Here is a 26,062-nt window from a genome sequence, read left to right on the forward strand (position 1 = left end):
AGAAGGAGGGCAAGAAGCGGATGAAGATGGTCGGCCGCGTCGAGGTCCCCCAGGAGGCGTTCGTCGCCGCGCTGTCCACCGAGTCCTCCGCCGACAAGACCAAGAAGTAGCCGGCGCCCCGCCCGTCCGGAGCGGGCGGGCGGGGCCGCCGGTGACCCAGGACCTGCGGCCCCGCCCAGTCTGGAGACGGGCGCCTCAGCGCAGGACGCTGTAGAGCGCCGAGGTCAGCGAGGCCTTGGCGTCGTCCTGGTCGATGGACCACATCATGGAGCCGCCGAGACCCTTGAGGCGGATGTAGGCCGCCTTCTGGACCACCGTGGCCGGGTCGTCGTAGGACCAGAACTCGTTGCCGTCGTAGATCCAGTTGCTGCCGGTCCTCAGGTCGCGGTAGCGCTTGCCGGGCTTGTTCACCAGGTTCTTGTAGTCGTCGCTGCCGGCCGCCCAGGTGCCGGGCGCGGGACCGGTGGCGGTGCCGTACAGGCCGTTGCGGCCGCCGGTGACGCCGGTCCAGCCCTGGCCGTACGCCGGGATGCCGACGATGATCTTCCTGGCCGGGGCGCCGCGTGACAGGTAGTCGCGGACGGTCTGGTCCACGCTGTACTTCACCGGGCTGGGGTCGCGTCGGTCGGTGAGCAGGTTGCCGTTGTGGCCGGTGACGTTCTCCCACGGACCGTGCAGGTCGTAGCCCTGGACGGTGGCGAAGGTGAGGTGCTTGAAGACGTCGCGCACCTCGAAGCCCGCATCGATCTTGGCGGCGGCGGCGGGCAGGTAGGCGGTCAGCTCGCTCCGCCGGTCCAGCTCGTTCATCTGGCGGCGCAGCTCGGCGGTGAACAGCGTGAAGTTCTGCTTGTCCTCGGGCCGGATGACGTTGCCCTCGTTGCCGGAGGAGCCCGGCCACTCCCAGTCGAGGTCGATGCCGTCGAAGACGCCGGCTCCGGCGCCGGGCGCGGTGCCGGGCAGGTTGCCCTTGAGCCACAGGTCCACGCAGGAGGTCGCCAGCTTGGCGCGCCCCTCGGGGGTCAGCACCGCGTCGGAGAAGTATTTCGAGCCCGACCAGCCACCGAGGGAGATGAGCACCTTCAGACCGGGATGCTTGGCCTTGAGCTTCTTCAACTGGTTCAGGTTGCCGTTCAGCGCCTGGCCCTCGGCGTCGCCGACGCCGTCCACGCTCTGCCCGGCGGGGACCGGGCGCTGCCAGTCGGCCCACGCGTCGGAGGAGACGCAGTCGCCGCCGGCGCTGACGGAGCCGAAGGCGTAGTTGATGTGGGTCAGCTTGGCGGCGGCGCCGGTGGTGTCCAGGTCCTTGACGTGGTAGTTGCGGCCGTAGATGCCCCACTGGATGAAGTAGGCGACCCGCTTGAAGCGGTCGCCGTGGTCCGGGGCGGTCCGGGCCTGAGCCGGTGCCGGTACGGCTGTCGCCGTGAGGCCCGCGGCGATGACCGCCGCGAGCGTGTGCCGGAGGAGTCTCTGCACGGGCTTCTCCACTTGCGTCGGGGGATTAACTTATAGGAAACTTTCCTTTAAGTTTTCACGGATCGTAGACTTGGCCGATCTGGGCGTCAACGGTCTGCCGCTGATTTGCTGCATAGGCGGCCGGCGCGGCGCGCCGGCCGCCGTTCCGGGCACCCGGACGGGAGCGGCAGACTTGGTGTCGTGCCATCCACTCTTCCCGACGGTGACCCCGTACCGGCCTCGGGCCGGCTCCCCGACAGCGCGCTCCACGGGCTCGGCGGGCGACCCTTCGGCTTCTACGTCCACGTGCCCTTCTGCGTGACCCGCTGCGGCTACTGCGACTTCAACACCTACACGGCCGCCGAGCTCGGCCCCGGCGCCTCGCACCGGGACTACGCCGACACCGCGATCGACGAGGTACGGCGGGCACGGGCCACCCTCGGCGGGGCGGACCTCCCGGTCGAGACGGTGTTCTTCGGCGGCGGCACCCCGACCCTGCTGCCCGCCGGAGACCTGGTCCGGATCCTGGCGGCGATCGAGGAGGAGTTCGGGCTGGCCCCCGGCGCCGAGGTGACCACCGAGGCCAACCCCGAGTCCGTGGACCGGGCCTACCTGGCCGAGCTGCGCGGCGGCGGGTTCACCCGGATGAGCTTCGGCATGCAGAGCGCCCGCGAGCACGTGCTGGAGGTGCTGGAGCGCCGGCACACCCCCGGCCGGCCGGCGCAGGCCGTACGGGAGGCCAGGGAGGCCGGGTTCGACCACGTGAACCTGGACCTGATCTGCAGCACGCCGGGGGAGAGCGACGACGACTGGCGGGCCTCGCTGGCCGCGGCGATCGAGGCCGGGCCCGACCACGTGTCCGCCTACTCGCTGATCGTCGAGGACGGCACCAGGCTGGCGGCCAGGATCCGGCGCGGCGAGCTGCCCATGCCCGACGACGACGTGGCCGCCGACCGCTATCTCATCGCCGACGCCATGCTCGCCGAGGCCGGTTTCGAGTGGTACGAGGTGTCCAACTGGGCGACCTCGGAGGCCGGACGCTGCCGGCACAACCTGCTCTACTGGACCGGCGGCGACTGGTGGGGCGTCGGCCCCGGCGCGCACAGCCACGTCGGCGGCACCCGGTGGTGGAACGTCAAGCATCCGGCGGCCTACGCCCGGCGGCTGGCCTCCGGCGTCTCGCCCGCGCACGCCCGCGAGGTGCTCACCTCGGAGGACAGGGCGGTGGAGCGGCTGATGCTGGAGCTCAGGCTCGCCCAGGGGTTCCCGCTCAAGGAGATCCAGCGGCCGCCGGTCGTCGCCAGGGCACTGGCCGACGGCCTGCTCGAGATGGAACCGTTCAAGGCGGGCCGCGCGGTGCTGACGCTGCGCGGGCGGCTGCTGGCCGACGCCCTGGTGCGGGACCTGACCTGAGGGCCTGTCCACGCGCCCGGCGGCCGCGTGACGGCCCTCCGGACCCGCGTGAGGGCGGGCCCGGGGTCCGTGACGGGCGCCTGTCCACGCGCCTGGGGGCGGCTGGGGGTCGGGCGTGCGCCGGTGGTCAGCTGACGAAACGGATGTTCATCGGATAGCGGTAGCTCTCCCCCCGGTTGGCCGCGACGGCCGCCATGATCATCAAGGCGAGCGACCCGATCCAGAGCACGAAGATCAGAAGGAAGCCGATCAGCACGAACGCCAGGACCCAGGAGACGAAGTAAGCGATCATCAGGGTGAGCTGGAAGTTGAGCGCCTCGGCCGCCTGGCTCCGCACGTAGGGGGACTCGTCCTTCTTCACGAGATACAGCACCAGTGGGCCGACGAACGAGGCCAGCAGGCCCAGCAGGTGGGCGAGCATGGCCATGGTGGTCTCGTCACGGCTGGGCCGCCAGCCGTAGGCCCCCTGCTGGGGCGGGTATCCGTAGCCGACCGGCTGGCCGTAGCCGCCGGTCGGCTGGCCGTAGCCGCCGGGTGGCTGGCCATAGGCGTCGTACGGCTGGCCGTACCCGCCGGGTGGCTGGCCGTACCCGCCGGAAGGCTGGCCGTATGTGTCGGAAGGCTGGCCGTAGCCGCCGGTCGGCTGGCCGTACGCGCCGGGAGGCGGATACGCCCCCTGGTGGCCGTCCTGGTAGCCGGGCTGGTGCCCCTGGTCGCCGGATCCGTACGGCGGAGCCGCGGGGGGCGGGTAGCCCTGGCCGGGCTGGGGCGGCCATCCGGCCTGCCTGGTGGGTTCCTCGCCCGCGGGTCCGTACCGCGGGCTCTCGGGACTGTCGCTCATTGCCCCTCCTGATGGGGTGCGGGGTTAGTCATCCTGGCCGGGAACCGTCACGAAGTCGATCAGCTCCTCGACGGGACCGAGCAGCTCCGGCTCCAGATCGGCGTAGGTGGTGACCGATCCCAGAATGCGGCGCCATGCCTCGGCGGGCTCCAGATCCCAGCCGAGGGCGGCGATGACCCCTTCTTTCCAGGGTATGCCGCGCGGCACCGGCGGCCAGGAGCCGATCTTCAGCACCGAGGGCTTGACCGCCTGCCAGACGTCGACGAACGGGTGCCCGACGACCAGTACGTGCGGTGAGGAGACCTGGGCGGCGATCCGGCTCTCCTTCGAGCCGTGGACCAGGTGGTCGACGAGCACGCCCAGGCGGCGGCCGGGGCCGGGCCCGAACTCCTCGACGATCGAGGGCAGGTGGTCGACCCCTTCGAGATACTCCACGACCACGCCCTCCACCCGGAGGTCGTGGCCCCAGACCTTCTCCACGAGCGCGGCGTCGTGCACGCCCTCCACGTAGATCCGGCTCTCCTTGGCCACCTGGGCCCGCAGGCCCTCCACCGCGATCGAACCCGAGGCGCTCCGCCTCGGAGCCCGCGGCGCGGCGGTGGGCCGGACCAGCGTCACCACCTTGCCCTCCAGGAGGAACGCGGCGGGCTCCAGCGGGAACAGCCGCCGCCGCCCGAACCGGTCCTCCAGCGTGACGGCCTCCTTGTCGCAGGCCACCACGGCGCCGCAGAAGCCGCCGTCGGCGTCCTCCACGACCAGGTCGAGCTCCGCGGGGACCTGGGGGATCTTCCCCTTGAGGGGGCGCCGCCAGTTCTCCGACAGCACGTCGCGCTCGTACATCACCGGCCGCTCGCTCTCTCGTCAGGGATCAAGTGGACGGTAGCAAAAGCCGTGATCACCTGCCGTAGGCTCCCGGCTGTCCCCACTGCCCCGCCGCGGCGGCGGCCTGGCGCCTGCGGGCGCCGCTCCGCCTGACCAGCACGACGATCGTCACGATGACGGCCAGCAGGAAGCCCAGCCCCGGCACCGCGAACAGCGCGATCGCGCCGCCCACCACCGAATCGGCGACGATCTCCCTGCCGACGCCGAACTTGGCGGGCGCCCCCTCGGAGGTGGTGCACGTGAGCTGGTAGTCGCCGGCCTTGTCCACCCCGATCCGCAGGGCCAGCTCCCAGACGACGCCGTCGGAGGTGACGGTCTGCTGCACGCCCGGCTGCTGGAGCCGGACCTTTTCCGGATCACCCTGGATCTGGCACTCGAAGTTGGTGCCCGTCTCGGCGGAGACGTAGATCGCGGGCTTGTCCGCCGGGTCGAGCTTGACCGTCACGGCCTTGCCCGGCTCGAACGAGCTGGTGGGCGCGGCGTCGGTGATCGCGCTGAAGATGCCGCCGGCGAAACCGGCGATGCCGACGATCACGCTGAGGACGAAGACCAGCCAGACGCCGACGATCCAGCCGATGCTGGGCTTGACCTTCGTCTTCGGCGGCGGCCCCTGGGGTGCGCCGTAGCCGGGGGAGGCGTAGCCGTAGGAAGGGGCGCCCTGGTGCTGGCCGTAGGGCTGCTGGGGGGCGCCGTAGCCGGGGGCGCCGGAGGGGGTGCCACCCGAGGGGGATCCGAAATCGTGGGACATGTCGTAAATTGTGGGTCTTGCCGCTTGTATCCCGATAGCAGTTGACTTGACAGTTGCTTGGGCCCGTCATCCTGACGCCGTGTTATCGCACCCCGTGGGCTGGAGCCGTACACTTGGCACTCGGGAACACAGAGTGCCAGACCTGGTGTTTCACATTCGGTGCAGGGAGGTGAGCACGTTGGTCGACGACCGCAAGCTGGCGGTTCTCCGCGCCATCGTCGAGGATTACGTGTCCACCAACGAGCCGGTGGGCTCCAAGACCCTCGTCGAGCGGCACAACCTGGGTGTGTCGTCGGCGACCATCCGCAACGACATGGCGGTGCTGGAGGAGCAGGGCTACATCGCCCAGCCCCACACCAGCGCCGGCCGGGTGCCCACGGACAAGGGCTACCGGCTGTTCGTCGACAGGCTCTCGCAGGTGAAGCCGTTGTCGAGCGCGGAGAAGAGGGCCATCGAGAGCTTCCTCGCCGGCGCCGTTGACATCGACGACGTCGTGATGCGCACGGTGCGGCTGCTGGCGCAGCTGACCCGGCAGGTCGCCGTCGTGCAATATCCCACGCTGACCAGCTCCACGGTCCGGCACGTCGAGCTGGTCCCGTTGAGCGAGCGCAGGCTGATGTTCGTGCTCATCACCAACACGGGACGGGTCGAGCAGCGCGTGGTCGAGCTGCCCGACGTGGTGGACGAGACCCGTGTCGCCCATCTCCGCGCGACTCTCAACGCCTGCCTCGACGGGTGCGGGCTGGCCAGGGTCCCCGACACGGTCGCCGACCTGCCCGAGCGACTGCCGGCCGAGGACCGGCCGTTCGCGGCCACGGTCCTGTCGGTGCTGCTGGAGTCCCTCGTGGACCGGCATGATGAAAAGATCGTTTTTGCCGGGGCGGCCAACCTCGCGGGAGCCGACTTCACCGTCGGGCTCCGCGACGTGCTGGAGGCCCTGGAAGAGCAGGTCGTGCTCATACGCCTGCTCGGTGAGACCTCCGACCTGTCGGCGCTGACAGTACGGATCGGCTCGGAGAACCCCTACACCGGACTCCAGGGCACATCGATCGTCGTCGCCGGATACGGTTCGGGGGACAAGCAACTGGCCCGGCTCGGTGTGCTGGGTCCGACGCGAATGGACTACCCGGTCACGATGGGCGCGGTGCGCGCGGTGGCACGCTACGTCAGCCAGATCCTGGCTGCATCTTAAGAGGTCAACTAAGTGGCTAAGAGCGACTACTACGGCACCCTCGGGGTGCGCCGTGACGCCAGTGCGGAAGAGATCAAGAAGGCGTATCGTCGCCTGGCGCGGGAGCTGCATCCCGATGTGAACCCCGATCCTGAGACCCAGGAGCGGTTCAAGGACATCACCCAGGCCTACGAGGTCCTGTCCGACCCCAACAAGCGCCAGATGTACGACATGGGCGCCGATCCGTTCTCCTCCGGCGCCGGTGCGGGCCCGGGCGGCTTCGGGGCGGGCTTCCCCTTCAGCGACATCATGGACGCCTTCTTCGGCGCGGCCGGCGGCGGCGGCACCCGCGGACCCAGGTCGCGTGCCCGCCGGGGCCGCAACGCCACCATCCGGGTGGAGCTCGACCTGCGCGAGTCGGCCTTCGGCACCACCCGCGAGCTGGTCGTCGACACCGCCGTGCTCTGCGAGGTCTGCACGGGCTCCGGCGCCGCGTCCGGCACCCACCCCGACACCTGCGACATGTGCCACGGCCGGGGCGAGGTCTCCCAGGTCACCCGGTCCTTCCTCGGCCAGGTCATGACCTCCCGCCCCTGTCCCCAGTGCGGTGGGTTCGGTTCGATCATCCGCAACCCCTGCCAGGAGTGCTCCGGCGACGGCCGGGTCCGCACCCGGCGGACCATCAAGGTCCGCATCCCGGCCGGCGTCGAGGACGGCACCCACATCCAGCTCGCCGGCGAGGGCGAGATCGGCCCGGGTGGCGGCCCGCCCGGCGACCTGTTCCTGGAGATCGTCGAGCGCCCGCACGAGATCTTCGAGCGCCGCGGCGACGACCTGCACTGCACCGTGCAGATCCCGATGACCGCGGCCGCGCTGGGCACCGTCCTGACCATGGAGACGCTCGACGGCGCCGAGGAGCTCGACATCCGGCCGGGCACCCAGTCCGGCCAGACCATCCCGCTCTACGGCCGCGGCGTCCAGCGCCTCAACGAGAACGGCCGTGGCGACCTGCTGATCCACGTCAACGTGGAGACCCCGGCCCGCCTCGACCCGGCCCAGGAGGAGCTCATGCGCGAGCTCGCCAAGCTCCGCGGCGAGGAGCGCCCGCCCGGCAAGTTCGCCCCCGGCCAGCAGGGGTTCTTCTCCAGGCTGCGGGACGCCTTCAATGGCCGCTGACGGCGGCCTCCCCGGGTCGGCCCGGCCCGTCCGCGCCGGCCGGGCCGCAGGCGTCCGCCGGCCCGGCCCGCACCTCCCCGCCGGCCGATGACGGCCCCGGTCTTCCTGGCCGAACCGGCCGACCTGGCCCGGGCGGAGTTCACCTTCGGCGGCCCGGAGGGGCGCCACGCGGCGGCCGTACGCCGGCTGCGGGCCGGGGAGCGGCTCGACCTGACCGACGGCGCGGGCACCGTCGCCGAGTGCGTGGTCCGGGAGGCGGGCAAGGACTCCCTCCGTGTCGAGGTGCTGCGCCGCTACGACGTGCCGGCCCCGCGCCCCCGCCTGGTCGTGGTGCAGGGACTGCCCAAGGGCGACCGGGGCGAGCTGGCCGTGGAGATGATGACCGAGGCCGGGGTCGACGTGATCGTGCCCTGGTCCGCCGCCCGGTGCGTCACCCAGTGGAAGGGCGAGCGGGCCGTCAAGTCTCTGAACCGCTGGCGCTCCACGGCGAGGGAGGCGGGCAAGCAGTCCCGCCGCTTCCACCTGCCCGAGGTGACCGAGCCCGCCACCACCGCCAAGGTCGCCGCGCTGCTGTCGGCGGCCGCCCTGGGTGTCGTGCTGCACGAGGAGGCGGCCTCCCCGCTGTCGTCCCTGGAGCTCCCCGGCGCCGGTGACATCGTCGTGGTGGTCGGCCCCGAGGGCGGCGTCGGCCCGGAGGAGATCGACGCCTTCCGCGCGGCGGGGGCCGTGGCGGCGCTGCTCGGGCCGACGGTGCTGCGCACCTCGACGGCCGGGGTCGCCGCCGCGGCGGTGCTCCAGACGCGCACCGGCCGCTGGTGACGGGCTGGCCGGACTGGTGACGGGCTAGCCGCCGGAGGAGATGGAGGTCGTCGACTCCGTCGGCATCGGAGCCGACTGATCGTCCGTCGGCGGGCACTCCTCGACCGAGCACGGGCTGCCCGAGGGGGCGGACGACTCAGAGGGCCTCGGAGTCGGCGCCGGCGTCCGGCACTCCTCGGTGAGCTCCTCGGGCTCGACCACCGTGCCGTCGGGCGGAGTCGTGGGGCAGGTGGGCGAGGGGGTGGGCTCCGGGGTCGGCGTTGGCTTGTGCGTCGGCTTCGGGCTCGGCTTCGGGTGCGGCGCGGAGGACCTGGAGTGGGTGGGCGTCGGCAGGGGCGCGGTGGCGCCGGGCTCGGGCTTGGTGGCGACCGGGAGCGGATCGTCGCCGTTGGAGGGGGCCCGCGAGGTGGCGGACAGGTCAGGTGGGGTCGAATGGGTGAAGTTGACGTCGTTCACCTGCCGGGTCACCTGCTCGCGGAACTCCGGGACCACCATGACGACGGTGGCCGCGACCAGGACGGCTCCCGCGATCGAGGCTCCGGCGCGCCACCACATCAGCCCGCGGAGCCCGCGTCTTTCCACGCGGGCGCGGATGATCTCCAGGCCGTCCGGGGAGGGAACGACCGAGTCCGCCTCCGCGCTGAGGACACGGCGGAGCAGCTCGCCGTACTCGTCGGGGGACTCGGTCATGACAGTTGCTCCAGTGTGGTCCGTAGGGCGGCCATGCCGCGAGCCGTGTGGCTCTTGACCGCGCCCTTGCTGATGCCCATGGCATGGGCGATCTGCGCTTCTGACAGGTCTCCGTAATAGCGCAGAACCAGTGCCTCCCGCTGGCGCGCGGGCAGGCCGCGGAGTGCCTCGATGACGGCGGACCGCTCGAACTCGCCGATCGCGCCGTTCTCGGCGCTCGGCGCGTCGGGCATGCCCTTGGGAGCGTACTTCTCCACGACCGCCCGGTGCCGAAGCACCGAGCGCGATCGGTTGACGACCGATTGGCGCAGGTAGGCGAGTGCCTTGTCGGTGTCGCGCAGCCGCCGCCAGGCGCCATGGATGGCGACGAAGGCGTCCTGCACGACTTCCTCCGCGGTTGCCATGTCGCGGACGAGCAGCACGGCGAGGCGCACGAGCGACCGATAGTGCGCGCTGTAGAGCGCGGTAACGGCCATGTCGGCGTCCCACCCGACGGGCACCGCCCCGAGCGACCTGTCGGCCAGGAGGGTCTCGGTGGTCACATCAGTGGGACGCTCGGCCTTCCCAGAGGGTTTACGCTCTTCCGGTTCATTAGGGGGCATGACCCAGTCGTGTCCTCGCCAGGCGGCCATATCGTGCGGATCGCAATGGTCTGTAGTTGTTGAAGTTTTGCATACCCACCTTATCCGGGTGGATCTTTCTTTGCTGGAGATGGACCATCACCGATTGACAACGTCACGGACGGATAGGGTGCCTGCATGGTGAGCGAAGCCGACTGCCTGTTCTGCAAGATCGTCGCCGGGGAGATCCCCGCGAAGATCGTTCATGAGACCGACCGCACGCTGGCCTTCCGGGACGTCAACCCGCAGGCCCCCACCCACGTGCTCGTGGTCCCCAAGGACCACTACCCGGACGCGGCCGCGCTGGCCGCGGCCGACGACGGGCTCGCCGACGACGTGCTCAAGGCGGCGCACGCCGTCGCCGAGCAGGAGGGCGTCGCGGCCTCGGGATACCGCCTGGTCTTCAACACCGGCGCCGAGGCCGGCCAGACCGTCCCCCACGTGCACGGACACGTGCTCGGCGGACGCGGCCTGACCTGGCCGCCCGGGTAAAACCGACAAGCGCGATCACGTCGATCACGGATACCATGGCGTAGAAGTCCCACGCCGATATCTGGAGGCGAACAGGCCGAAAGGCCCGTCTATGTCCGAGACAAACGATTCCAGCAGAACATCCCCGCCGCGATCGAAGGGTCCCAGCCGGACCCAGGCGAAGGTGGTGATTCCGGATGATCATTCGATGGTCAGCCTGCTGGGCTCGCGCGACGAGCTGTTGCGGGTCATCGAGGGCGCCTTCCGCGCCGACATCCACGTCCGGGGCAACGAGATAACCATCACCGGCAGCCCGGAGGAGAGCAGCGTCGTGGTGCGCCTGTTCGAAGAGCTGTCCGAGCTCGTCCAGGGAGGCGCCGAGCTGACGACGGACGCGGTGGAGCGCAGCATCGCGATGCTGCGCATGAGCTCCGACCGTCCGGCCGAGGTGCTCTCCCTCGACATCATCTCCTCGCGGGGCCGGACCATCCGCCCGAAGACGGTCAACCAGAAGCGCTACGTCGACGCGATCGACAGGCACACCGTCGTCTTCGGCATCGGCCCCGCCGGCACCGGCAAGACCTATCTCGCGATGGCCAAGGCCGTGCGGGCCCTTCAGGAGAAGAAGGTCAACCGGATCATCCTCACCCGCCCCGCGGTCGAGGCCGGCGAGCGGCTGGGCTTCCTGCCCGGCACGCTCTACGAGAAGATCGATCCCTACCTGCGCCCCCTCTACGACGCGCTGCACGACATGCTCGACCCCGAGTCGATCCCCCGGCTGATGGCCGCGGGCACGATCGAGGTCGCTCCCCTCGCCTACATGCGCGGCCGCACGCTCAACGACGCCTTCATCATCCTGGACGAGGCGCAGAACACCTCGCCCGAGCAGATGAAGATGTTCCTGACGCGGCTGGGCTTCAACTCGAAGATCGTCGTCACCGGTGACGTCACCCAGGTCGACCTGCCGAACGGCACCCTGAGTGGTCTGAGGGTGGTGCAGGAGATCCTCGACGGCATCGCCGACATCCACTTCAGCCGCCTGACCAGTGTCGACGTGGTGCGGCACAAGCTCGTCAGCGACATCGTGGACGCCTACGGGCGCTATGACGAGACGCAGCGGCAGAACGCGCCTCAGGCGATCAAGGGCATGGTCAAGCGCCCGCGGGAGAGAAGATGAGCGCGCAGCGGATCCGGCGCGGCGGGCGGAGTGGGCCACGGGGCACGATCGGGCCGCGTGGCGAGCGAGGAACGGTGAACGGACAGTGAGCATCGAGGTCAACAACGAATCCGGCGTCGAGGTCGACGAAGGACTCATCGTCTCGCTGGCCGGCCATGTGCTGGAGCGGATGGACATCAACCCGCTCGCCGAGCTGTCCATCCTGATCGTGGACGAAGAGGCCATGGCGGTGCTGCACGAGCAGTGGATGGGGGAGCCGGGCCCGACGGACGTGCTCTCCTTCCCGATGGACGAGCTCCGTCCCGGTCCGGGCTCCGGAGCCCGGCAGGAGGGCGACGCCCCCACCGACCCGGCGCTCCTGGGCGACGTGGTGCTCTGCCCGCAGGTGGCCGCCAAGCAGGCGGCCGAGGCCGGGCACAGCACCGAGGCGGAGCTGGAGCTGCTGTGCGCGCACGGCATCCTCCACCTGCTCGGCTATGACCACGCCGAGCCCGAGGAGCACAAGGAGATGTTCGGCCTGCAGGGCGAGCTCCTGGAGTCGTGGCGGGAGGTGCGCCCCCAGCGGTGAACCTCGCCAACGGGTGGTTGTTCTCGGCCGTCGTCCTGGTCGTGGTCGGTGGCCTGATAGCCAGTGCGGAGACTGCTCTGGCCCGCATCTCACGGGTGCGGGCGGAGGAGTTCGCCCGTGACGGCCGTCGGGGCGCCGCGCGCCTGCAGGCGATCGTCGCCGATCCGCCGCGCTACCTCAATCTGCTGCTCCTGCTCCGGCTGAGCTGCGAGCTGATCGCCACGGTGATCGCGACGCTGCTGTTCATCGACTGGCTCGGCGACCAGGGCTGGGCCTACGCCGCCGCCGCGGCGGTCATGATCGTGATCAGTTACGTGATCGTCGGCGTGTCCCCGCGCACGCTGGGCCGCCAGCACGCCGAGCCGATCGCGCTCGCCAGCGCCCCCCTCGTGTACGGCCTGACCCGGATCTTCGGGCCGCTCCCCAAGCTGCTCATCCTGCTGGGCAACGCCGTGACGCCCGGCAAGGGCTTCAGGGAGGGGCCCTTCACCTCCGAGGCCGAGCTGCGCGACCTGGTCGACCTGGCGGAGGAGCGCAGGGTCATCGAGCCGGACGAGCGGGAGATGATCCACTCGGTCTTCGAGCTCGGAGACACCCTGGTCCGCGAGGTCATGGTGCCCCGCACCGACATGGTGTTCATCGAGCGCGGCAAGACGCTGAACCAGGCCCTGTCGCTCGCCCTGCGCAGCGGGTTCTCCCGGATCCCGGTGGTCGGCGAGAACGAGGACGACGTCATCGGCATCGCCTACCTCAAGGACATCGTCCGCCGGGTGCAGGAGACCGGCGACGACGGCCGTGCCGAGCAGGTCGAGACGATCATGCGTCCGGCCACCTACGTGCCGGAGAGCAAGCCCATCGACCAGCTCCTCCGCGAGATGCAGGCCCGCCAGATCCACCAGGCCATCGTCATCGACGAGTACGGCGGGACGGCGGGTCTGGTCACCATCGAGGACGTCCTCGAGGAGATCGTGGGCGAGATCACCGACGAATACGACCAGGAGGCTCCCCGGGTGGAGCCGCTGGACGACGGATCGGTCCGGGTGACCGCCAGGCTGCCCGTGGGCGACCTGGCGGACCTGTTCGACATCGAGCTGGAGGTCGACGACGTCGAGACCGTCGGCGGCCTGCTGGCCCACGCGCTCGGCCGGGTGCCGATCGCCGGCTCCGAGGCCGTGGTGGAGGGGCTCAGCCTGACGGCGGAGAGTCTCGCCGGGCGCCGCAACCGGATCGGCACCGTCGTCGTCCGGCGGACCGCTCCGGCCGAGCCCGACTCGGTCGGGGCCTCCGCGGAGCATGACTAGGGGTCCGCGGAGCATGGCTAGGGCTCCGCGCCGGTCATGACCGCCGGCCCACGCCGGACATGACCGTGCCCGCCCCGGACGTGACCGTCGGCCCGCGCCGGACGTGACCGCGCCCCCGGCGGCCGGCCGGGGCGGGCGCGTGCGCCCGGCGGGGACCCGGTGAGGACCTGGAGGGCAGGGGACGGGCGGCTCCCCCAAGTGGCCCACAAGCAGGTTGCAAGCGGTGTCCGTCATCGTCGTCTCACGGCACCCGGTCGCGCGGGAGCCGGTGAAGATGTCCCCGCAGCCGGGAGGGGTCGCGGCGCGCGGGACGGCTTCACAGGGGAGAAGAGCATGGAGACAGGCGTCAGCCGGTTCTGTGTCGCTCGCTGAGGGTGTTCTCAGCCGCATAAAGCGGTTGAGAACACCCTTAGGCGTTTCCCGATGATTGCCGCTTTTACCAATGGGGAAGAAAGCGGATCGGCGGGGATAAGACACCTCGCACGTGACATCGGGGGAATAGTCATGACGCGGGGGATTCGAATTGCCGTTGCGGCAGGCGTCTGCGTGGCTCTGGCCGGGACCCTGGCAGCGTGCGGTGCGGAGTCGGAGCAGGCTCGAAAGGACACCGTCACGGAACTGACGCGGTTACGCGGGTTATTACCGAAAGCGCAGGATTTACCGGAGGGATTCTCCTCCTGGTCCGGCGAGGGGTGGAAGTCCCCGTTCCGCCCCGCCGACCGTGACTGCCGGGTCGTTCTCGACATGGCGGGGGGCAGGCTGCCGCGAGAGGCGCAGGGGACCCGGGTGGACGCGACCTACCCGGGAGCCGAACTCGGCGAGCTGATCGGGGTCGGTCTGGCCTCCTACACCGGCGCCGCCGCCGAGCAGCACTTCGCCGAGCTCACCGAGGCGCTGGAGGGCTGCCCGGTCGCCAGAAGGCGCCAGCCGGGCAGGACCACCTCCCTGCGGGTGTCCAGCCTGAATCTGGACGCCGCCGGCGACGACATGCAGGCCAAGCGGCTGCGCGGCCGGCTGAACGGCTATCCCTACGAGATGCACATGGTCTTCGCCCGCATCGGGGGCACCGTGGTCTCGCTGGTGCACACCGGGATCGCCGACGTCGACGTCAGGCGCACCCAGCAGCTCGCCCAGTTCCTCGTCGCCCGGGCAGCCCTCTGAGCGTGGTCGCCCGCCGTGCCTTCACCGCCGGCCGTCCGGGAGGATCCGCAGCCGGCCCTCGGGGGCGACGGCGGTGATCCTCCGTGGGGCGTCCGGGTCCCGGGGGACCTCGACGGTGCTCTCGCGGGCGTCCACCTCCACCCGGTAGCCGGCGCCGTCCGGCACGGTGACATCGACGCCACCGCTCTTCCCGGCGACCGCCCTGACGTCGTCGGGGGCATGCTGGAAGCCCAGCACGGCGTCACCCCTGCCGGTCTCGACGTCGGCCACGGCCGATCGCAGGCCGGTCGCGGTCACGTCTCCCGTCCCGGCCCGCGCCCACAGCGTCCCCCGCGCGCCGGTCACGGTCACCTCACCCGAGCCGGTGGACAGCCGAAGGTCGCCTTGGACGGCGTGGGCGGACACGGTTCCGGAGCGGGTCGCCGCCTCGACGTCGGTGGCGGCGGGCACGGTCAGTGTGTAGACGGCGTGGCAGACGGGCTCGCCGGGCCGCGTGCCGCCGGGGCAGTCGACGGTGGCCCGCAACGTCCTGCCGTTCCACCGCTCGGACAGGTTGGGTCTGCCCTGGTCGGGGCCGGGACCGCCTTCGGACCAGAAGATCTCCCGTCTGACGGACAGCCGTCCCGCCGCGCCGGTGACGACGGAGATGTCGACCCCTCCCTCCGCCCGCACGACGAGCTCGGGCGAGGTGAACGTGTAGTCGCGGACGGAGGTCTCCGACAGCCTGGCGGGGCGCAGCAGGGAACTCTCGTAGGAGTCGCCGGTCGCCTCCGTCCGGCTCACCTCGGACCACGCGGTCAGCCCGATCCAGGACACGATCAGCGCGGTGAGCGCTCCGCCCACGATGATCCAGGCGGTCCGGACGGTGCTCCGCATCGGCATGTCTCTCCCTCACACTTTCAGGAATCGCAGTACGGCGAGCACCCGGCGGTGGTCCTTGTCCGCGCCGGAGAGGCCGAGCTTGGTGAAGATGTTGTTGATGTGCTTGCCGACGGCGCCCTCGCTGACCGTCAGGGCTTCGGCGATCCCGGTGTTCGACCTGCCCTCGGCGATCAGCGCCAGCACCTCGTACTCCCGGCGGGTCAGCAGGTCCAGCGGGTCGCTGTGCCTGCGGATCAGGAGCTGGGCGACCACCTCCGGGTCCAGGGCCGTGCCGCCGGCGGCGACCCGGCGCAGGGCGTCCAGGAACTCGGCGACGTCGGCCACGCGGTCCTTCAGCAGGTATCCGATGCCGCTGGTCTCGGTGGACAGCAGCCGGGTGGCGTAGCGCTCCTCCACGTACTGCGAGAGCACCAGGATCGCCAGACCCGGTCGCTGCCGGCGGAGCACGAGTGCCGCGCGCAGGCCCTCGTCGGTGTGCGAGGGCGGCATCCGCACGTCGGTGACCACGAGATCGGGATCGTGTTCGTCCACGGCGCGCAGCAGCCCGTCGGCGTCGGCCACCGCCGCCACGACCTCCATGCCCGCGGAGCCGAGCAGCCAGACGAGCCCCTCCCGGAGCAGGACGGAGTCCTCGGCGAGCACTATTCGCACGGCAGCTCCACCCTGATCGCCGTGGGACCGCCCTGCGGGCTGTCGACGTCCAGCGTCCCGTCCACCGAGCCGACCCGCTGGGCCAGACCGCGCAGTCCCGTCCCGCCGCCGAGGCGGGCGCCGCCCCGGCCGTCGTCGACGATGACCAGGCGGAGCCGGTCGGCGGCCCGCTGGACCGTGACCTCGGCGCCGGACGCCCCGGCGTGCTTGGAGACGTTGGTCAGCGCCTCCGAGACCACGAAGAACGCGATCGCCTCGATCGTCGGTGACGCGCGCTCGGGCACGTCGACGCGGAGCCGTACGGGGAAGGGGGCCCGTGCGGCGATGCCGGACAGCGCGGCGTCCAGCCCCTGGTCGTCGAGCACGGCCGGGTGGAGCCCGCGCACGAAGTCGCGCAGCTCCTTCAGGGCCTGCTTGGCCTCTTCGTGGGCCTGCGCGATGGCCCGCCGCGCTGGCTCGGGGACGTCGGTGAGCGTGGCCCGGGCCATCCCCAGGCTCATCGCGAGCGAGACCAGCCGCTGCTGGGCGCCGTCGTGCAGGTCCCGTTCGATCCGGCGGCGCTCGGCGTCCGCGGCGTCGACCACCTCGGCGCGGCTCTCCTGCAGGGTCTCGACCCGCTGGACGAGCAGGTCGCTGCGGCTGGGGCCGAGCAGGGCCCCGGCGGCGATCGCGTCCAGCGCGGTGACCCCGTGCGCCACCCACGGCCCGGTGACGAGCAGCAACACCGCTGCCAGGGCGGATGCCGCGATCATCATGCTCTCCGAGATGATCCAGCCCTGGACGGCGAATTCGGCCGCGACCAGACCCCCGGCCCAGGCCCCGATCACCATGAGGAATCCGACCCCGTTGATCAGCGGTGACAGCAGGTGATAGGCGAGCTGCCGCCAGAAGCTTCCCGTCCGCGCCTCCCGGACCAGCCACCTGAGCGGGTTCCGCTCCCTGGGACGCCGGGGTGCCCGGGGGATGTCCACGTCCAGGAAGGCCAGGAACCGGGCCCGTTGCAGCCGTGTGAACATCGGCACCGACCGGAACAGCAGCGGCAGCGCGATCAACGGGACCACCACGGTCCAGACCAGCAGCACCGACAGCGCGGTCAGCCCGACGATGACGGCCAGGGCCAGCAGGGCGATCGGCAGGCCCGTCACCACATGTGAGGTGCGCAGCCAGGTCCGCGCCGACCAGTGGGCGTGGATCCTGTCCCAGGGGGTGGTCAGTCCGGTCGTGGTCATGGGACCACCGTAGAGATCACGATTGCCCGGCGACATGGGCGAGGCATCCCGGAAAACGGTGAGGCAGGCTCCACCCCGGCAGCGCCGTATGGCGGACGGCGGGCAGGTCGGTTGGGACCGGATGCCGCGCGCTGACTACCCTGGCGCTGTGAGTGACGCGACCCTCGACCCCGAGGACAACAAGATCATCGTTCTGGCCCGATCCGCCCGGGCCCGCAACGGCGCCGCCGAGGGCGCCGCCGTACGCGACGAGACCGGCCGGACCTACGCGGCGACCAACGTGGCGCTGCCGTCGCTGACGCTCTCGGCGCTGCAGGTCGCCGTGGCGATGGCCGTCTCCAGCGGAGCCGAGTCCCTGGAGGCGGCCGCGCTGGTCACCGCCGGGGACGGCCCGGCCGACGCGGACGCGCGGGCGGTCCGTGAAATGGGCGGCAAGACGCTGCTGGTGGCCGGTCCTGACGGGACCGTGCGTCAGAGCTGAGGCCGACATCGGCGACAATGGATGACGTGAGTTCCTCAGCCGCTGATTTCCATGCCGGTTTCGCCTGCTTCGTCGGCCGGCCCAACGTCGGCAAATCCACGCTGATGAACGCGTTGGTCGGCACGAAGGTGGCGATCACCTCCTCCAAGCCACAGACCACCCGCCGGGTCATCCGGGGCATCGTGCACCGTCCGGACGCCCAGCTCATCATCGTGGACACGCCGGGGCTGCACCGGCCCCGCACCCTCCTGGGCGAGCGGCTGGACAGTCTGGTGCTGTCCACGCTCACCGAGGTCGACGTGATCGGGTTCTGCGTGCCCGCCAACGAGCCCATCGGCAAGGGCGACCGGTTCATCGCCGAGAAGCTCGCCGCGGTCAAGAAGACCCCGGTCGTCGCCGTGGTGACCAAGTGCGACCTGGCGACCCGCGAGCAGATCGCCGCGCAGCTGCTGGCGCTCTCCCAGCTCGCCGACTTCGAGGAGATCGTCCCGGTCTCGGCGCAGTCGGGCGAGCAGCTCGACGTGCTGGGTGACGTGCTGATCGGCCGGCTCCCCGCGAGCCCGCCGCTGTATGAGGGCGGCCAGCTCACCGACGAGCCGGAGCAGGTGCTGGTGGGCGAGCTGATCCGCGAGGCGGCGCTGGAGGGCGTCCGGGACGAGCTGCCGCACTCGATCGCGGTCGTCGTCGACGAGATGCTGCCCAGGCAGGGCCGTGACGATCTGCTCGACATCTACGCGCACATGTTCGTCGAGCGCCCGTCGCAGAAGGCCATCGTGATCGGCCACAAGGGCAGCCGGCTCAAGGACGTCGGCAGCCGGGCCCGCCAGCAGATCGAGGCGCTGCTCGGCACCCGGGTCTATCTCGACCTGCGGATCAGCGTCGCCAAGGACTGGCAGCGCGACCCCAAGCAGCTGCGCCGCCTGGGCTTCTACGACTGATCCCGGACCCGCGTGGCTCAGTAGCCGCAGACCGCGCGCAAGGGGAGAAGGGCGGCGTGGGACCGCCCTTCCCCGTTGCGGGTCAGCGCATGCGGAAAGTGGTGAGGACCGCGGCGTGGTCGGAGGTCCAGGCGTTGTCACGGTGGTTGGGGATGGCCGTGGGCGTGCCCTCGACCAGGGTGCGGGAGTCGGTGACGCTGAGCTTGCCCGCGTAGTGCACGAAGTCGATCCGGTCCTGCGGCTCGGGCTCGCCCTTGTGCGCGTCGTGACCGTAGCCGCCGGTGAAGGTCGGGTAGATCGGTGACCAGGTGGTGCCGGGGACGGCGACCGGGTCGGGGTTGGCGACGCGGAAGGAGTCCTTCAGCCCGGCCTTCTCAGGGAGGACCGAAGTGGGCCAGGCCACGGAGTCGTAGCCGCAGCGGCTGGTCGCGCGCGTCCAGTCCAGGTGGGAGGGGGCGTTGAAGTCGCCGGTCAGCAGGACCGGGGTCTGCGCGGCGTCCTTGAGGTCAGGCTGCATGGCCGCCAGGATCGCGGTGATCTGCGGGGTGCGGCGGGAGGAAGTCTCGCGGGCGAGCAACTCGGCCTGGGTCATCTTCCCGAAGCAGGCGTCGTAGGGGCCGTAGGGGGTGTAGCCGAGGTGGACGTTCCAGACGACGACGTCCTGCCTGCGCTGTCCGTCCACCCGGATCCTGACGCTGGCCCCGGCCAGGCCCGACTCGGTGGGGAGCGGGCCCCGTGACACGATCGGGTAGCGGCTGACGATGCCCAGGTCGGCACCGGCCTGGAAGTAGTCCCAGCCCAGCGCCTCGGCGAGCTCCTTGGCCGAGGTGGACGAGGTCTCCTGCATGCCCACCACGTCCACGTCGTGGTCGAGCAGGAACTTCAGCTGCTTCTCACGGCCGCCCTTGACCTGGCTGCCGCCGTGCCACAGGTTCCAGCTCATCGCCTTGAGGTCGGGTACGAGCTTGGCGCCCGGAACCCTCGCTTCGATCTCGGCGGTCGCCGACGCGGTCTCCCCGGCGGCGTTGCGCGCCTCGATCCTCACCGCCGCGGGCCGGTGCGCGTCGGAGGGGTGGGGCGTGCCGGAGATCGCGCCGTCCGCGCCGACGGTGACCCAGCGAGGGCCGCCGGTCTTGCGGAAGGTCAGGCCGTCGGTGTCGCCGCGCAGCAGACCCTTGACGGTGGCGGCGTACGGCTTGAACGCGCGGGCGTTGCGCAAGGGGATGGCATCGCTGACGAAGTGCAGCGACTCGTTGCTCGTGATCCGCAGTCTGACCGGCTGGGCGAGCCAGGCGTAGCCGTCCTTGGCCAAGGCGTAGGCGACGTAGTTCCCGGGTTCGAGGCCGTCGGTGGGCAGCGTCGCGGTGCCGCTGCCCGCCGGGATGTAGACCCATTTCAGGGAGGGGCCGACGTTGGTCTCGCCGACGGGCCCGTTGCCGGGGTCGGTGTACAGCCCGATCCAGTTCTTCGGGTCGGGGCGAGGGGTGGAGTATGTGAGGCTGATCGGCTCGCCGGCTTTCACCGACGTCGAGACGGCGGTGAGGGTGCCGTCGGCCTCGGCCGTGGCGGGCGTGCTCGTCAGGCTGAGTGCCACCACGGCTGCCGCCGCCATGAATACCCGGCGCATCCGGACTCCTTCTGCGTTCGTAGGGACGTCATCAGAGTGGAGTGCTCCGGTAAAAACACGGTGTACGCGGGTTGTCGATCAGTTAGCGCACATCGGAAGCCGATATCAGCAGTTCATCCCTGTACAAGTTGCTTATTTGTCTATACAGGTGTGCGCATCTTGTCTGTACGGGTGCTTCTTGTCGCTCTGCCTCAGGTGGGTATGGATCCCCAGAGCAACGACTACGGCACGGGGGGCGCCATGACCGACTACACCACCTACACCCTGTGGATCGTCGAAGGGGACACCGGACAGCAGTCGGCCGGCGAGGACCTCTTCTCGCCCGACTCCCCGATCGCCTACAGCGACCTGGGGCCCGCCGCCCTGCTGTGGCTGACCGAGCACGGTTACCAGGACCCGGGCAGGCGGGTCGTGGTGACCCCGGCGGGCCGGTTCCCGGGTGGTGGTGTGGTCATCGCCTCCTACGACGTGGCGCTCTGAGCCCCCCGCGGTCCTGTCGGCCGGGCGTGCCTTGAAGGAGACCAGCCGGGCGTGCCTTTGAGGGAGACCAGCCCGGCGTGCCTTGAAGGGGACCAGCCTGGCGACCGCCCAGCCCACCGCGTGGAGACAGGCCGCACGGAGACCATGCCTCCCAGCCGTGGATCCGACAGCGCTCCGATTCTGTCCGGTACAAGAATCGATATGCGCCGCGCTAATCTGCACAAATGCCATGGGTAAGCGGAGACGCCGAGAGCCCGGCGGAAATATATCTGTTTTGTCATGATTTTCGGGGCGGATGTGCAGCTCCAATGCATGATCATGCGGGCGGCGCGGCGCGGGCGACACTGAGAAAACGGCTGTGACGGCCGGGCGTACCGCGGTGATCGTCGGCGGCGGGATCGGCGGGCTGGCAGCGGCGGTCGCCCTGTGCCGTCGAGGTTGGCGGGTGGAGGTCTGCGAGCAGGCCGCGCAGTTCACCGAGATCGGCGCCGGCCTGTCCTTGTGGCCCAATGCGCTGCGGGCCCTGGCAGTACTGGGTCTGGCCGACCGGGTCAGGGCGTTGGGCGCAGTCGAGGCCGGTGGCGGTGTGCGCGACCGGGCGGGTCGTTGGCTGGCACGGACCGACAACGTCGAGCTCGAAGAGCGGTTCGGATGGCCGCTGGTCGTGGTGCACCGCGCCGACCTGGTGCGGGTCCTGGTCGAGGCGCTGCCGAGAAAGACGCTACGGCCGGCGACCACGATCACCGGGGTACATGACGAGGGCGATGCGGTGGTGGTCGAACACCACCACGGGAGCCTGCGCGCCGAGGTGGCGGTCGGTGCCGACGGCCTGCACAGCACCGTGCGCCGCCTTGGACGGCCCGACGCACGGCCGCCCCGATACGCCGGGTACACCGCCTGGCGCATGATCACCTCGCGGCTGCCCGCCCCGCTCACCGACGGCGCCTCGAACTGGGGCCGAGGCGAACGGTTCGGATACACCTCGATGCCCGGCAACCGGGCCTACTGCTTCGCCACCGCCACGGTGCCCGCCGGCGGCGTCAGCCCGGACGGCGAATGGGCCGAGCTGCACCGCCGGTTCGGGAGATGGGCCGGACCGATCCCCACCTTGCTGGCCGCGGTCGCCGAAGACGACGTACTGCGGCACGACATCTACGACCTGCCGCCGCTGCCCCGGTATGTCAGCGGTCGGGTGGCGCTGCTCGGCGACGCGGCCCACGCGATGACGCCCAACCTGGGACAGGGCGCCTGCCAAGCTCTGGAAGACGCCGTCGTCCTGGCCTCCTGCCTCGACCGGGCGCCGGACATCGCCTCGGGCCTGGCCGGCTACGACCGGCGGCGCAGGTCCAGGACCCAGAACGTGGTGCGCCGATCGGCCCGTCTGGGGGCCGTCGGACAGTGGTCATGGCCACCGGCTGTCAAGGCCCGTGATCTCGCCGCCAGACTGACACCGAACTCGGCGACCCTACGTTCCATGACACCGATTCTCGGATGGAAACCCTGATGCCCGACTGGACCTATCACCCGCTGCGCGGGCTCGCGGGCGCCTTGCTCGGTCAACGACGATCGCAACGGACCGCTCTGCGGACGTTGGCGACCTTGACCTCGTTGCCCGGCGGACGCCGGGTGATCGCCGGCGTGTTCGGCCACACCGCGCCCCCGGCCGTGCTGTCGGGGACCGTTGCCGGTATCGGCGTGGCGACGCGGCTGGGCGCCGTGGTGTCGCCGGCGACGGCACGCGACGCTGTCCGCGCGCTGCCGACCCAAGGGGCCGGCCTGATCGTGGTGGCGCCGGTCGGCCGCGACGATGTCGACCTGGTGCGGACGGCGGCCGCCGGCCGCCGGTGCCCCGTGTTCGCGCGGACGACCGATCCCGCGGTGGCGGCGGCGCTCACCGCCCATGTCGACGCGGTGTTGACCGACGACACGGACGTGGTCGAGATGACCGCTCCCGCCGTCGCCGACGCGCTGACGGCCCTGAGGGATGACACCAAGGCGGTCGTGGCGACTCCGGCGACCCTGGTGGAAGCGGGGCCCGGCTGGTTTCAGCGGGTGGCCGAAGCGGCCACGCCGACGTACCCGATGCCGGCCTTGTGGGGTGTGGGCCGTGATCCCCGACGGTGGCCTGCCTGGTGGTGGGGGCTATGGGTGGGGATCGGGATGATCTGCGCGGGCCTGGGCGCGGCCGCCATCACCCTCGGTCCGGTCCTGCTCTGGTACGACCGGGACTTCCTCGGCTTGGACCTCCACCAGATACACAGCACCAACCACAACCTGGTGCACTTCCTTCAACACGACAGGATCACCATGGCCGGCACGATGGTGGCGACCGGGATCCTCTACACCGGGCTGGCCGTCGGTGGGATCCGGCGCGGGTGGCCGTGGGCTCGGAACGCCTTTCTGATCTCGGGGGCCATCGCGTTCCTCACCCTGTTCTACTTCCTGGGATTCGGATTCGTGGAGCCGTTGCACATCGCGGTCACGGTCGTGCTCGTCCCGATGTTCGTCCTCGCCACCCTCCGGGCCCCGGCCCGTCCACAGTGGACATCGATGGCGGAGGGGCCGCTCTCCCAGTGGCGGAGGGCACTGCTGGGTCAACTTCTAATGATCATCACGGGAGTGGGGCTGCTGGCGGGCGGGGCGGCCGTGTCCGTCGTGGGGCTCACTCGCGTGTTCGTCCCCAGCGACCTGACTTTCCTCGGTGCCACGCCCGGCGACCTGCGCGCCGTGAGCTCCCGGCTGCTGCCGTTCATCGCGCACGACCGGTCAGGGTTCGGTGGTGCGTTGATGGCCGCAGCCGTGGCGATCACGCTGCTGAGTGCTTGGGGATGGCGCCGCGGCGAGGCATGGGTATGGCGGTCGTTGGCGTCGGCCGCGGTGGCGGGGTTCATGCCCCCTGTCGTGGTGCACTGGAAGGTCGGCTACACCGACTTCTGGCACCTTGCGCCTGTCTACTGCGGGATCGGCCTGACCGCCGCCGCTCTGGTCCTGGCCTACCCCTACCTGTGCACACCATCACCGCCCCGGAGTCCCGCCGGGCCCGGGTGACCTCCGGGGGCGTGCCCCCGGGTCCGATGTCCCTTTCAGGGGCGGGGCCTGCGGCGGGCCCGGTGGCGGGGCCGGCTCAGGAACGGGCCTCGAAGGAGTTGAAGCCGACGTCCACGCCGGAGCCGCCGCCCTGGGCGCGGGCGAACACGCCGATGGAGCCGGAGGCGAACGGCCGTTCCCTGTCGAGCCGGGAGACGACTCCCCGGCCGTTGACACGCAGGCTCAGCCGGGTCCCCGTCTTGCCGCTGAGGCAGGACGCCTGCAGGACGTTGAGCCGGGCGGGGCGGAAACCGGGGACCGGGACGCGCTTCACCGAGGCGGGCGCCTCGCCGCTCTTGACGATGGAGGCGTCGCCGCCGCTGCTGATCGAGAACTCGTAGCGCCTGGCGCCCGCGTCGCGGCCCCGGCAGAAGACGCCGAAGGTGCCCGTGCCGTTCAGCACCTGGACCTTCGCGGTGATGGTGGCGTTCTTCACCGGGGCGGCCAGGGGCGCGGCGACCGGGAGATAGCCGTCGGACCTGGCGGTGATCCGGTAGGCGCCGCCGGTCGGGCGGTGCCTGCCCTTGCCCTTGCCCCACGCCGCCACGCTCCAGCCGCGATCCTCGCCGGTGAAGTCGTCCCGGAACGGCCAGATCCGCTCCGGCGTGGGCGTGGCCGTCGCCGTGGCGGTCGAGGACGACGGGGTCGGCTGCGGGGAGGGCGAGAGCGTGGCCACGGTCCCCGCGGTCGTCTCCGGCGTGGGCCCGGCGGCGTCGCCCGCCGTGGCGGCCGGCTGGGCCAGGGGCTCACGGTCGCCGGTGGCCCCGTCCCGCGGCAGGAAGAAGGAGACAGCCGCGATGACCAGCGCGATCGCCACCCCCGCGAGGACGGGGGCGGCGACCGAACGGCCCCAGCGCGGCGGGGCGGCCCCGGGCGAGCCCGGCCCGCCTCCGCCGGGGATCCGGCCCGGCCGGTGCGGAGGCTGCTCCCCGGCCGCCAGGCCGTCGGGGTGCGCGGCGGGCAGCCCGTCGGGGTGCGCGGTGGCCAGGCCGTTGGGATGCGCGGTGGGTAGCCCGTCGGGGTGCGCGGCGGGCAGGTCGGGTGGGTGTACGGCGGGCGGGTCCGCCGACGGGAGGCGGGTGAGGGGGACGGCCGGGTTGGTGGGGACGTCGAGAGGCGGCAGCGCGGGCGGCACCGCCGCGACGGGGGGCGCGGGGGGCCGGACGAGGGGGATGGCCGGGTTGGTGGGGGCGTCGAACGGCTCCACGGGCTGCTCGCCCGCCGCGGTGGGCGGCCGGACGAGGGACGTGGCCGGGTCGCTGGCACCCGTCAGGGCCCTGAGGATCTCCGGCACGCCGGGGCGACGGCCCGGATCCCGGGCGAGGGCCCGGCCGACGAGGTCGTGGAGCACGCCGTGCAGCCCGGTCGGGCCGGGGCCGGCGTGATCGTCGGGGTGGCCGGTGCCGCCGCCGGACGGCTGCCGTCCGGTCGCCGCGTAGAGGACGACCCCGCCCCAGGCGAACACGTCCGACGCCGCGGTGGCCTCCTCGCCCCGCGCCCGCTCCGGCGAGATGTAGAGGGACGCCTCCTCCCCGGCGGGGCCGGTGGGGTCGGCGAGGTGGGCCACGCCGAAACCGATCACCCTGGGCCCGAGCGGGCCGAGCAGGATGCCGGACGGCTTCAGATCCTGGTGCACGAGGCCGGCGGCGTGGACGGCCTGCAGGGCGACGGCGGTGGACACCGCCAGTGTCTCCAGGCCCGACCCGGAGAGGGGGCCGTGATCCGTGACCCGCCGCCGCAGGTCCGGCCCGTCGACGTACTCGGTGACCAGGTAGACCTGCCCGTCGTCGAGCCTGATGTCCAGGATCGGCGCCGTGCAGGAGCGGGCGACCCGGGAGGCGGCCTCCGCCTCCTGCTGGAAGCGCCGCCGGAAAGCGGGGTCGGCGGCCAGTCGCGGGTGGACGACCTTGACGGCGACCTGGCGTCCGTCGGGGTCGCGGGCGAGGAAGACCTCTCCCGTCCTGCCCTGCCCGAGCCTGCTCACCACGCGGTACGGCCCAATGACGGTGTTCATTGCCCCCCGCTCCCTGAGATCTGATAGAGGATCCTAAGGGGTGTTCCGGTCACCGCACCCGTAAGTCATTTGATCTCGTCTTGGTGAAGGGACGCCCGACCCGGGGGGTGACGGCATAGCCTGCTCAACAGATAGGGAGTCCGGAGGTGCCATGACCGAAGAGCCTGCGGACGCGGGGATCCG

The 26,062-nt window shown here is 71.3% G+C and carries 25 protein-coding genes; 14 read left to right on the top strand and 11 right to left on the bottom strand.

What is annotated here, in order from left to right:
• Positions 1-195: 195 nt before the first annotated feature.
• Positions 196-1,473, bottom strand: coding sequence for a glycoside hydrolase family 18 protein (locus ACWDS7_RS19450; protein WP_451930393.1), 1,278 nt, complete (start codon positions 1,471-1,473; stop codon positions 196-198).
• A gap of 180 nt (positions 1,474-1,653) precedes the next feature.
• On the opposite strand from ACWDS7_RS19450, the gene hemW reads away from it, so the two are divergent.
• Positions 1,654-2,865, top strand: coding sequence for a radical SAM family heme chaperone HemW (hemW, locus tag ACWDS7_RS19455; RefSeq protein ID WP_451930394.1), 1,212 nt, complete (start codon positions 1,654-1,656; stop codon positions 2,863-2,865).
• Positions 2,866-2,992: 127 nt separating this feature from the next.
• Here hemW and ACWDS7_RS19460 read toward each other — a convergent pair whose 3' ends face one another.
• The 3 genes from ACWDS7_RS19460 to ACWDS7_RS19470 are packed head-to-tail and all read right to left on the bottom strand — an operon-like array spanning position 2,993 to position 5,336.
• Positions 2,993-3,706: a DUF4870 domain-containing protein gene (locus tag ACWDS7_RS19460; protein ID WP_451930395.1), complete on the bottom strand. Its 714-nt coding sequence runs from the start codon at positions 3,704-3,706 to the stop codon at positions 2,993-2,995.
• A gap of 24 nt (positions 3,707-3,730) precedes the next feature.
• Positions 3,731-4,546, bottom strand: a complete 816-nt coding sequence (locus ACWDS7_RS19465; RefSeq protein ID WP_451930416.1) for a DUF3097 domain-containing protein — start codon at positions 4,544-4,546, stop codon at positions 3,731-3,733.
• 55 nt (positions 4,547-4,601) lie between these two features.
• Positions 4,602-5,336: a hypothetical protein gene (locus ACWDS7_RS19470; RefSeq protein ID WP_451930396.1), complete on the bottom strand. Its 735-nt coding sequence runs from the start codon at positions 5,334-5,336 to the stop codon at positions 4,602-4,604.
• 178 nt (positions 5,337-5,514) lie between these two features.
• Between ACWDS7_RS19470 and hrcA the strand changes: the two genes are divergently transcribed.
• The 3 genes from hrcA (at position 5,515) to ACWDS7_RS19485 (ending at position 8,502) form a co-directional block, all read left to right on the top strand.
• A complete protein-coding gene (gene hrcA / locus ACWDS7_RS19475; protein WP_306858549.1) occupies positions 5,515-6,528 on the top strand; it encodes a heat-inducible transcriptional repressor HrcA in 1,014 nt (337 codons plus the stop codon).
• A 12-nt stretch (positions 6,529-6,540) separates the two neighbouring features.
• Positions 6,541-7,683, top strand: a complete 1,143-nt coding sequence (gene dnaJ, locus ACWDS7_RS19480) for a molecular chaperone DnaJ (RefSeq protein ID WP_451930397.1) — start codon at positions 6,541-6,543, stop codon at positions 7,681-7,683.
• 87 nt (positions 7,684-7,770) lie between these two features.
• Positions 7,771-8,502 (top strand): 16S rRNA (uracil(1498)-N(3))-methyltransferase, encoded by a 732-nt coding sequence (locus ACWDS7_RS19485; protein ID WP_451930398.1) that lies wholly within the window; start codon positions 7,771-7,773, stop codon positions 8,500-8,502.
• Between the two features lie 24 nt (positions 8,503-8,526).
• On the opposite strand, the gene ACWDS7_RS19490 is transcribed toward ACWDS7_RS19485, so the two are convergent.
• Together ACWDS7_RS19490 and ACWDS7_RS19495 are read right to left on the bottom strand one after the other, a co-directional pair.
• Positions 8,527-9,192, bottom strand: a complete 666-nt coding sequence (locus ACWDS7_RS19490; RefSeq protein ID WP_451930399.1) for a hypothetical protein — start codon at positions 9,190-9,192, stop codon at positions 8,527-8,529.
• Positions 9,189-9,668: a SigE family RNA polymerase sigma factor gene (locus ACWDS7_RS19495; RefSeq protein ID WP_306858550.1), complete on the bottom strand. Its 480-nt coding sequence runs from the start codon at positions 9,666-9,668 to the stop codon at positions 9,189-9,191. Before ACWDS7_RS19495 ends, ACWDS7_RS19490 begins: the two co-directional genes overlap by 4 nt.
• A 285-nt stretch (positions 9,669-9,953) precedes the next feature.
• Here ACWDS7_RS19495 and ACWDS7_RS19500 point away from each other — a divergent pair, with 285 nt between their 5' ends.
• The 5 genes from ACWDS7_RS19500 to ACWDS7_RS19520 all read left to right on the top strand — a co-directional run bounded on the left by ACWDS7_RS19500 (position 9,954) and on the right by ACWDS7_RS19520 (position 14,490).
• Positions 9,954-10,304, top strand: coding sequence for a histidine triad nucleotide-binding protein (locus tag ACWDS7_RS19500; protein ID WP_306858551.1), 351 nt, complete (start codon positions 9,954-9,956; stop codon positions 10,302-10,304).
• A gap of 91 nt (positions 10,305-10,395) precedes the next feature.
• Entirely contained in the window at positions 10,396-11,460 is a 1,065-nt protein-coding gene (locus tag ACWDS7_RS19505; RefSeq protein ID WP_306857117.1) for a PhoH family protein, read from the top strand.
• A gap of 85 nt (positions 11,461-11,545) precedes the next feature.
• Positions 11,546-12,028, top strand: coding sequence for an rRNA maturation RNase YbeY (ybeY, locus tag ACWDS7_RS19510; RefSeq protein WP_306857119.1), 483 nt, complete (start codon positions 11,546-11,548; stop codon positions 12,026-12,028).
• On the top strand, positions 12,025-13,329 hold the full coding sequence (locus ACWDS7_RS19515; RefSeq protein ID WP_306857120.1) for a hemolysin family protein: 1,305 nt from the start codon (positions 12,025-12,027) through the stop codon (positions 13,327-13,329). Before ybeY ends, ACWDS7_RS19515 begins: the two co-directional genes overlap by 4 nt.
• A gap of 744 nt (positions 13,330-14,073) precedes the next feature.
• Positions 14,074-14,490: a hypothetical protein gene (locus tag ACWDS7_RS19520; RefSeq protein ID WP_451930400.1), complete on the top strand. Its 417-nt coding sequence runs from the start codon at positions 14,074-14,076 to the stop codon at positions 14,488-14,490.
• A 21-nt stretch (positions 14,491-14,511) separates the two neighbouring features.
• Here ACWDS7_RS19520 and ACWDS7_RS19525 read toward each other — a convergent pair whose 3' ends face one another.
• From ACWDS7_RS19525 to ACWDS7_RS19535, 3 genes are read right to left on the bottom strand one after another with little or no spacing between them, the layout of a single operon-like run.
• Positions 14,512-15,366, bottom strand: a complete 855-nt coding sequence (locus ACWDS7_RS19525) for a hypothetical protein (RefSeq protein WP_451930401.1) — start codon at positions 15,364-15,366, stop codon at positions 14,512-14,514.
• A gap of 15 nt (positions 15,367-15,381) precedes the next feature.
• On the bottom strand, positions 15,382-16,023 hold the full coding sequence (locus ACWDS7_RS19530) for a response regulator transcription factor (RefSeq protein ID WP_451930402.1): 642 nt from the start codon (positions 16,021-16,023) through the stop codon (positions 15,382-15,384).
• On the bottom strand, positions 16,014-17,252 hold the full coding sequence (locus ACWDS7_RS19535; RefSeq protein WP_451930403.1) for a histidine kinase: 1,239 nt from the start codon (positions 17,250-17,252) through the stop codon (positions 16,014-16,016). Before ACWDS7_RS19535 ends, ACWDS7_RS19530 begins: the two co-directional genes overlap by 10 nt.
• A 121-nt stretch (positions 17,253-17,373) precedes the next feature.
• Here ACWDS7_RS19535 and ACWDS7_RS19540 point away from each other — a divergent pair, with 121 nt between their 5' ends.
• Together ACWDS7_RS19540 and era are read left to right on the top strand one after the other, a co-directional pair.
• On the top strand, positions 17,374-17,733 hold the full coding sequence (locus ACWDS7_RS19540; RefSeq protein WP_306858552.1) for a cytidine/deoxycytidylate deaminase family protein: 360 nt from the start codon (positions 17,374-17,376) through the stop codon (positions 17,731-17,733).
• 17 nt (positions 17,734-17,750) lie between these two features.
• Positions 17,751-18,671 carry a GTPase Era gene (era, locus tag ACWDS7_RS19545; protein ID WP_306857130.1) on the top strand — a complete coding sequence of 307 codons (921 nt, stop codon included), beginning with the start codon at positions 17,751-17,753 and terminating at the stop codon, positions 18,669-18,671.
• Between the two features lie 82 nt (positions 18,672-18,753).
• Here the strand turns inward: era and ACWDS7_RS19550 are convergent, their stop codons facing one another.
• On the bottom strand, positions 18,754-20,298 hold the full coding sequence (locus ACWDS7_RS19550) for an endonuclease/exonuclease/phosphatase family protein (RefSeq protein WP_451930404.1): 1,545 nt from the start codon (positions 20,296-20,298) through the stop codon (positions 18,754-18,756).
• Positions 20,299-20,499: 201 nt separating this feature from the next.
• Between ACWDS7_RS19550 and ACWDS7_RS19555 the strand changes: the two genes are divergently transcribed.
• The 3 genes from ACWDS7_RS19555 (at position 20,500) to ACWDS7_RS19565 (ending at position 23,826) form a co-directional block, all read left to right on the top strand.
• Positions 20,500-20,778 carry a hypothetical protein gene (locus ACWDS7_RS19555; RefSeq protein WP_451930405.1) on the top strand — a complete coding sequence of 93 codons (279 nt, stop codon included), beginning with the start codon at positions 20,500-20,502 and terminating at the stop codon, positions 20,776-20,778.
• A gap of 358 nt (positions 20,779-21,136) precedes the next feature.
• Entirely contained in the window at positions 21,137-22,282 is a 1,146-nt protein-coding gene (locus tag ACWDS7_RS19560) for an FAD-dependent monooxygenase (protein ID WP_451930406.1), read from the top strand.
• Complete coding sequence (locus ACWDS7_RS19565; RefSeq protein WP_451930407.1) at positions 22,270-23,826, top strand: hypothetical protein; 1,557 nt, start codon at positions 22,270-22,272, stop codon at positions 23,824-23,826. The genes ACWDS7_RS19560 and ACWDS7_RS19565 overlap by 13 nt, the downstream gene beginning before the upstream one ends.
• 76 nt (positions 23,827-23,902) lie before the next feature.
• On the opposite strand, the gene ACWDS7_RS19570 is transcribed toward ACWDS7_RS19565, so the two are convergent.
• Positions 23,903-25,879, bottom strand: a complete 1,977-nt coding sequence (locus ACWDS7_RS19570; protein WP_451930408.1) for a protein kinase domain-containing protein — start codon at positions 25,877-25,879, stop codon at positions 23,903-23,905.
• Positions 25,880-26,062 lie beyond the last annotated feature (183 nt).

It is taken from the genome of Streptosporangium sp. NPDC003464 (assembly GCF_053588315.1).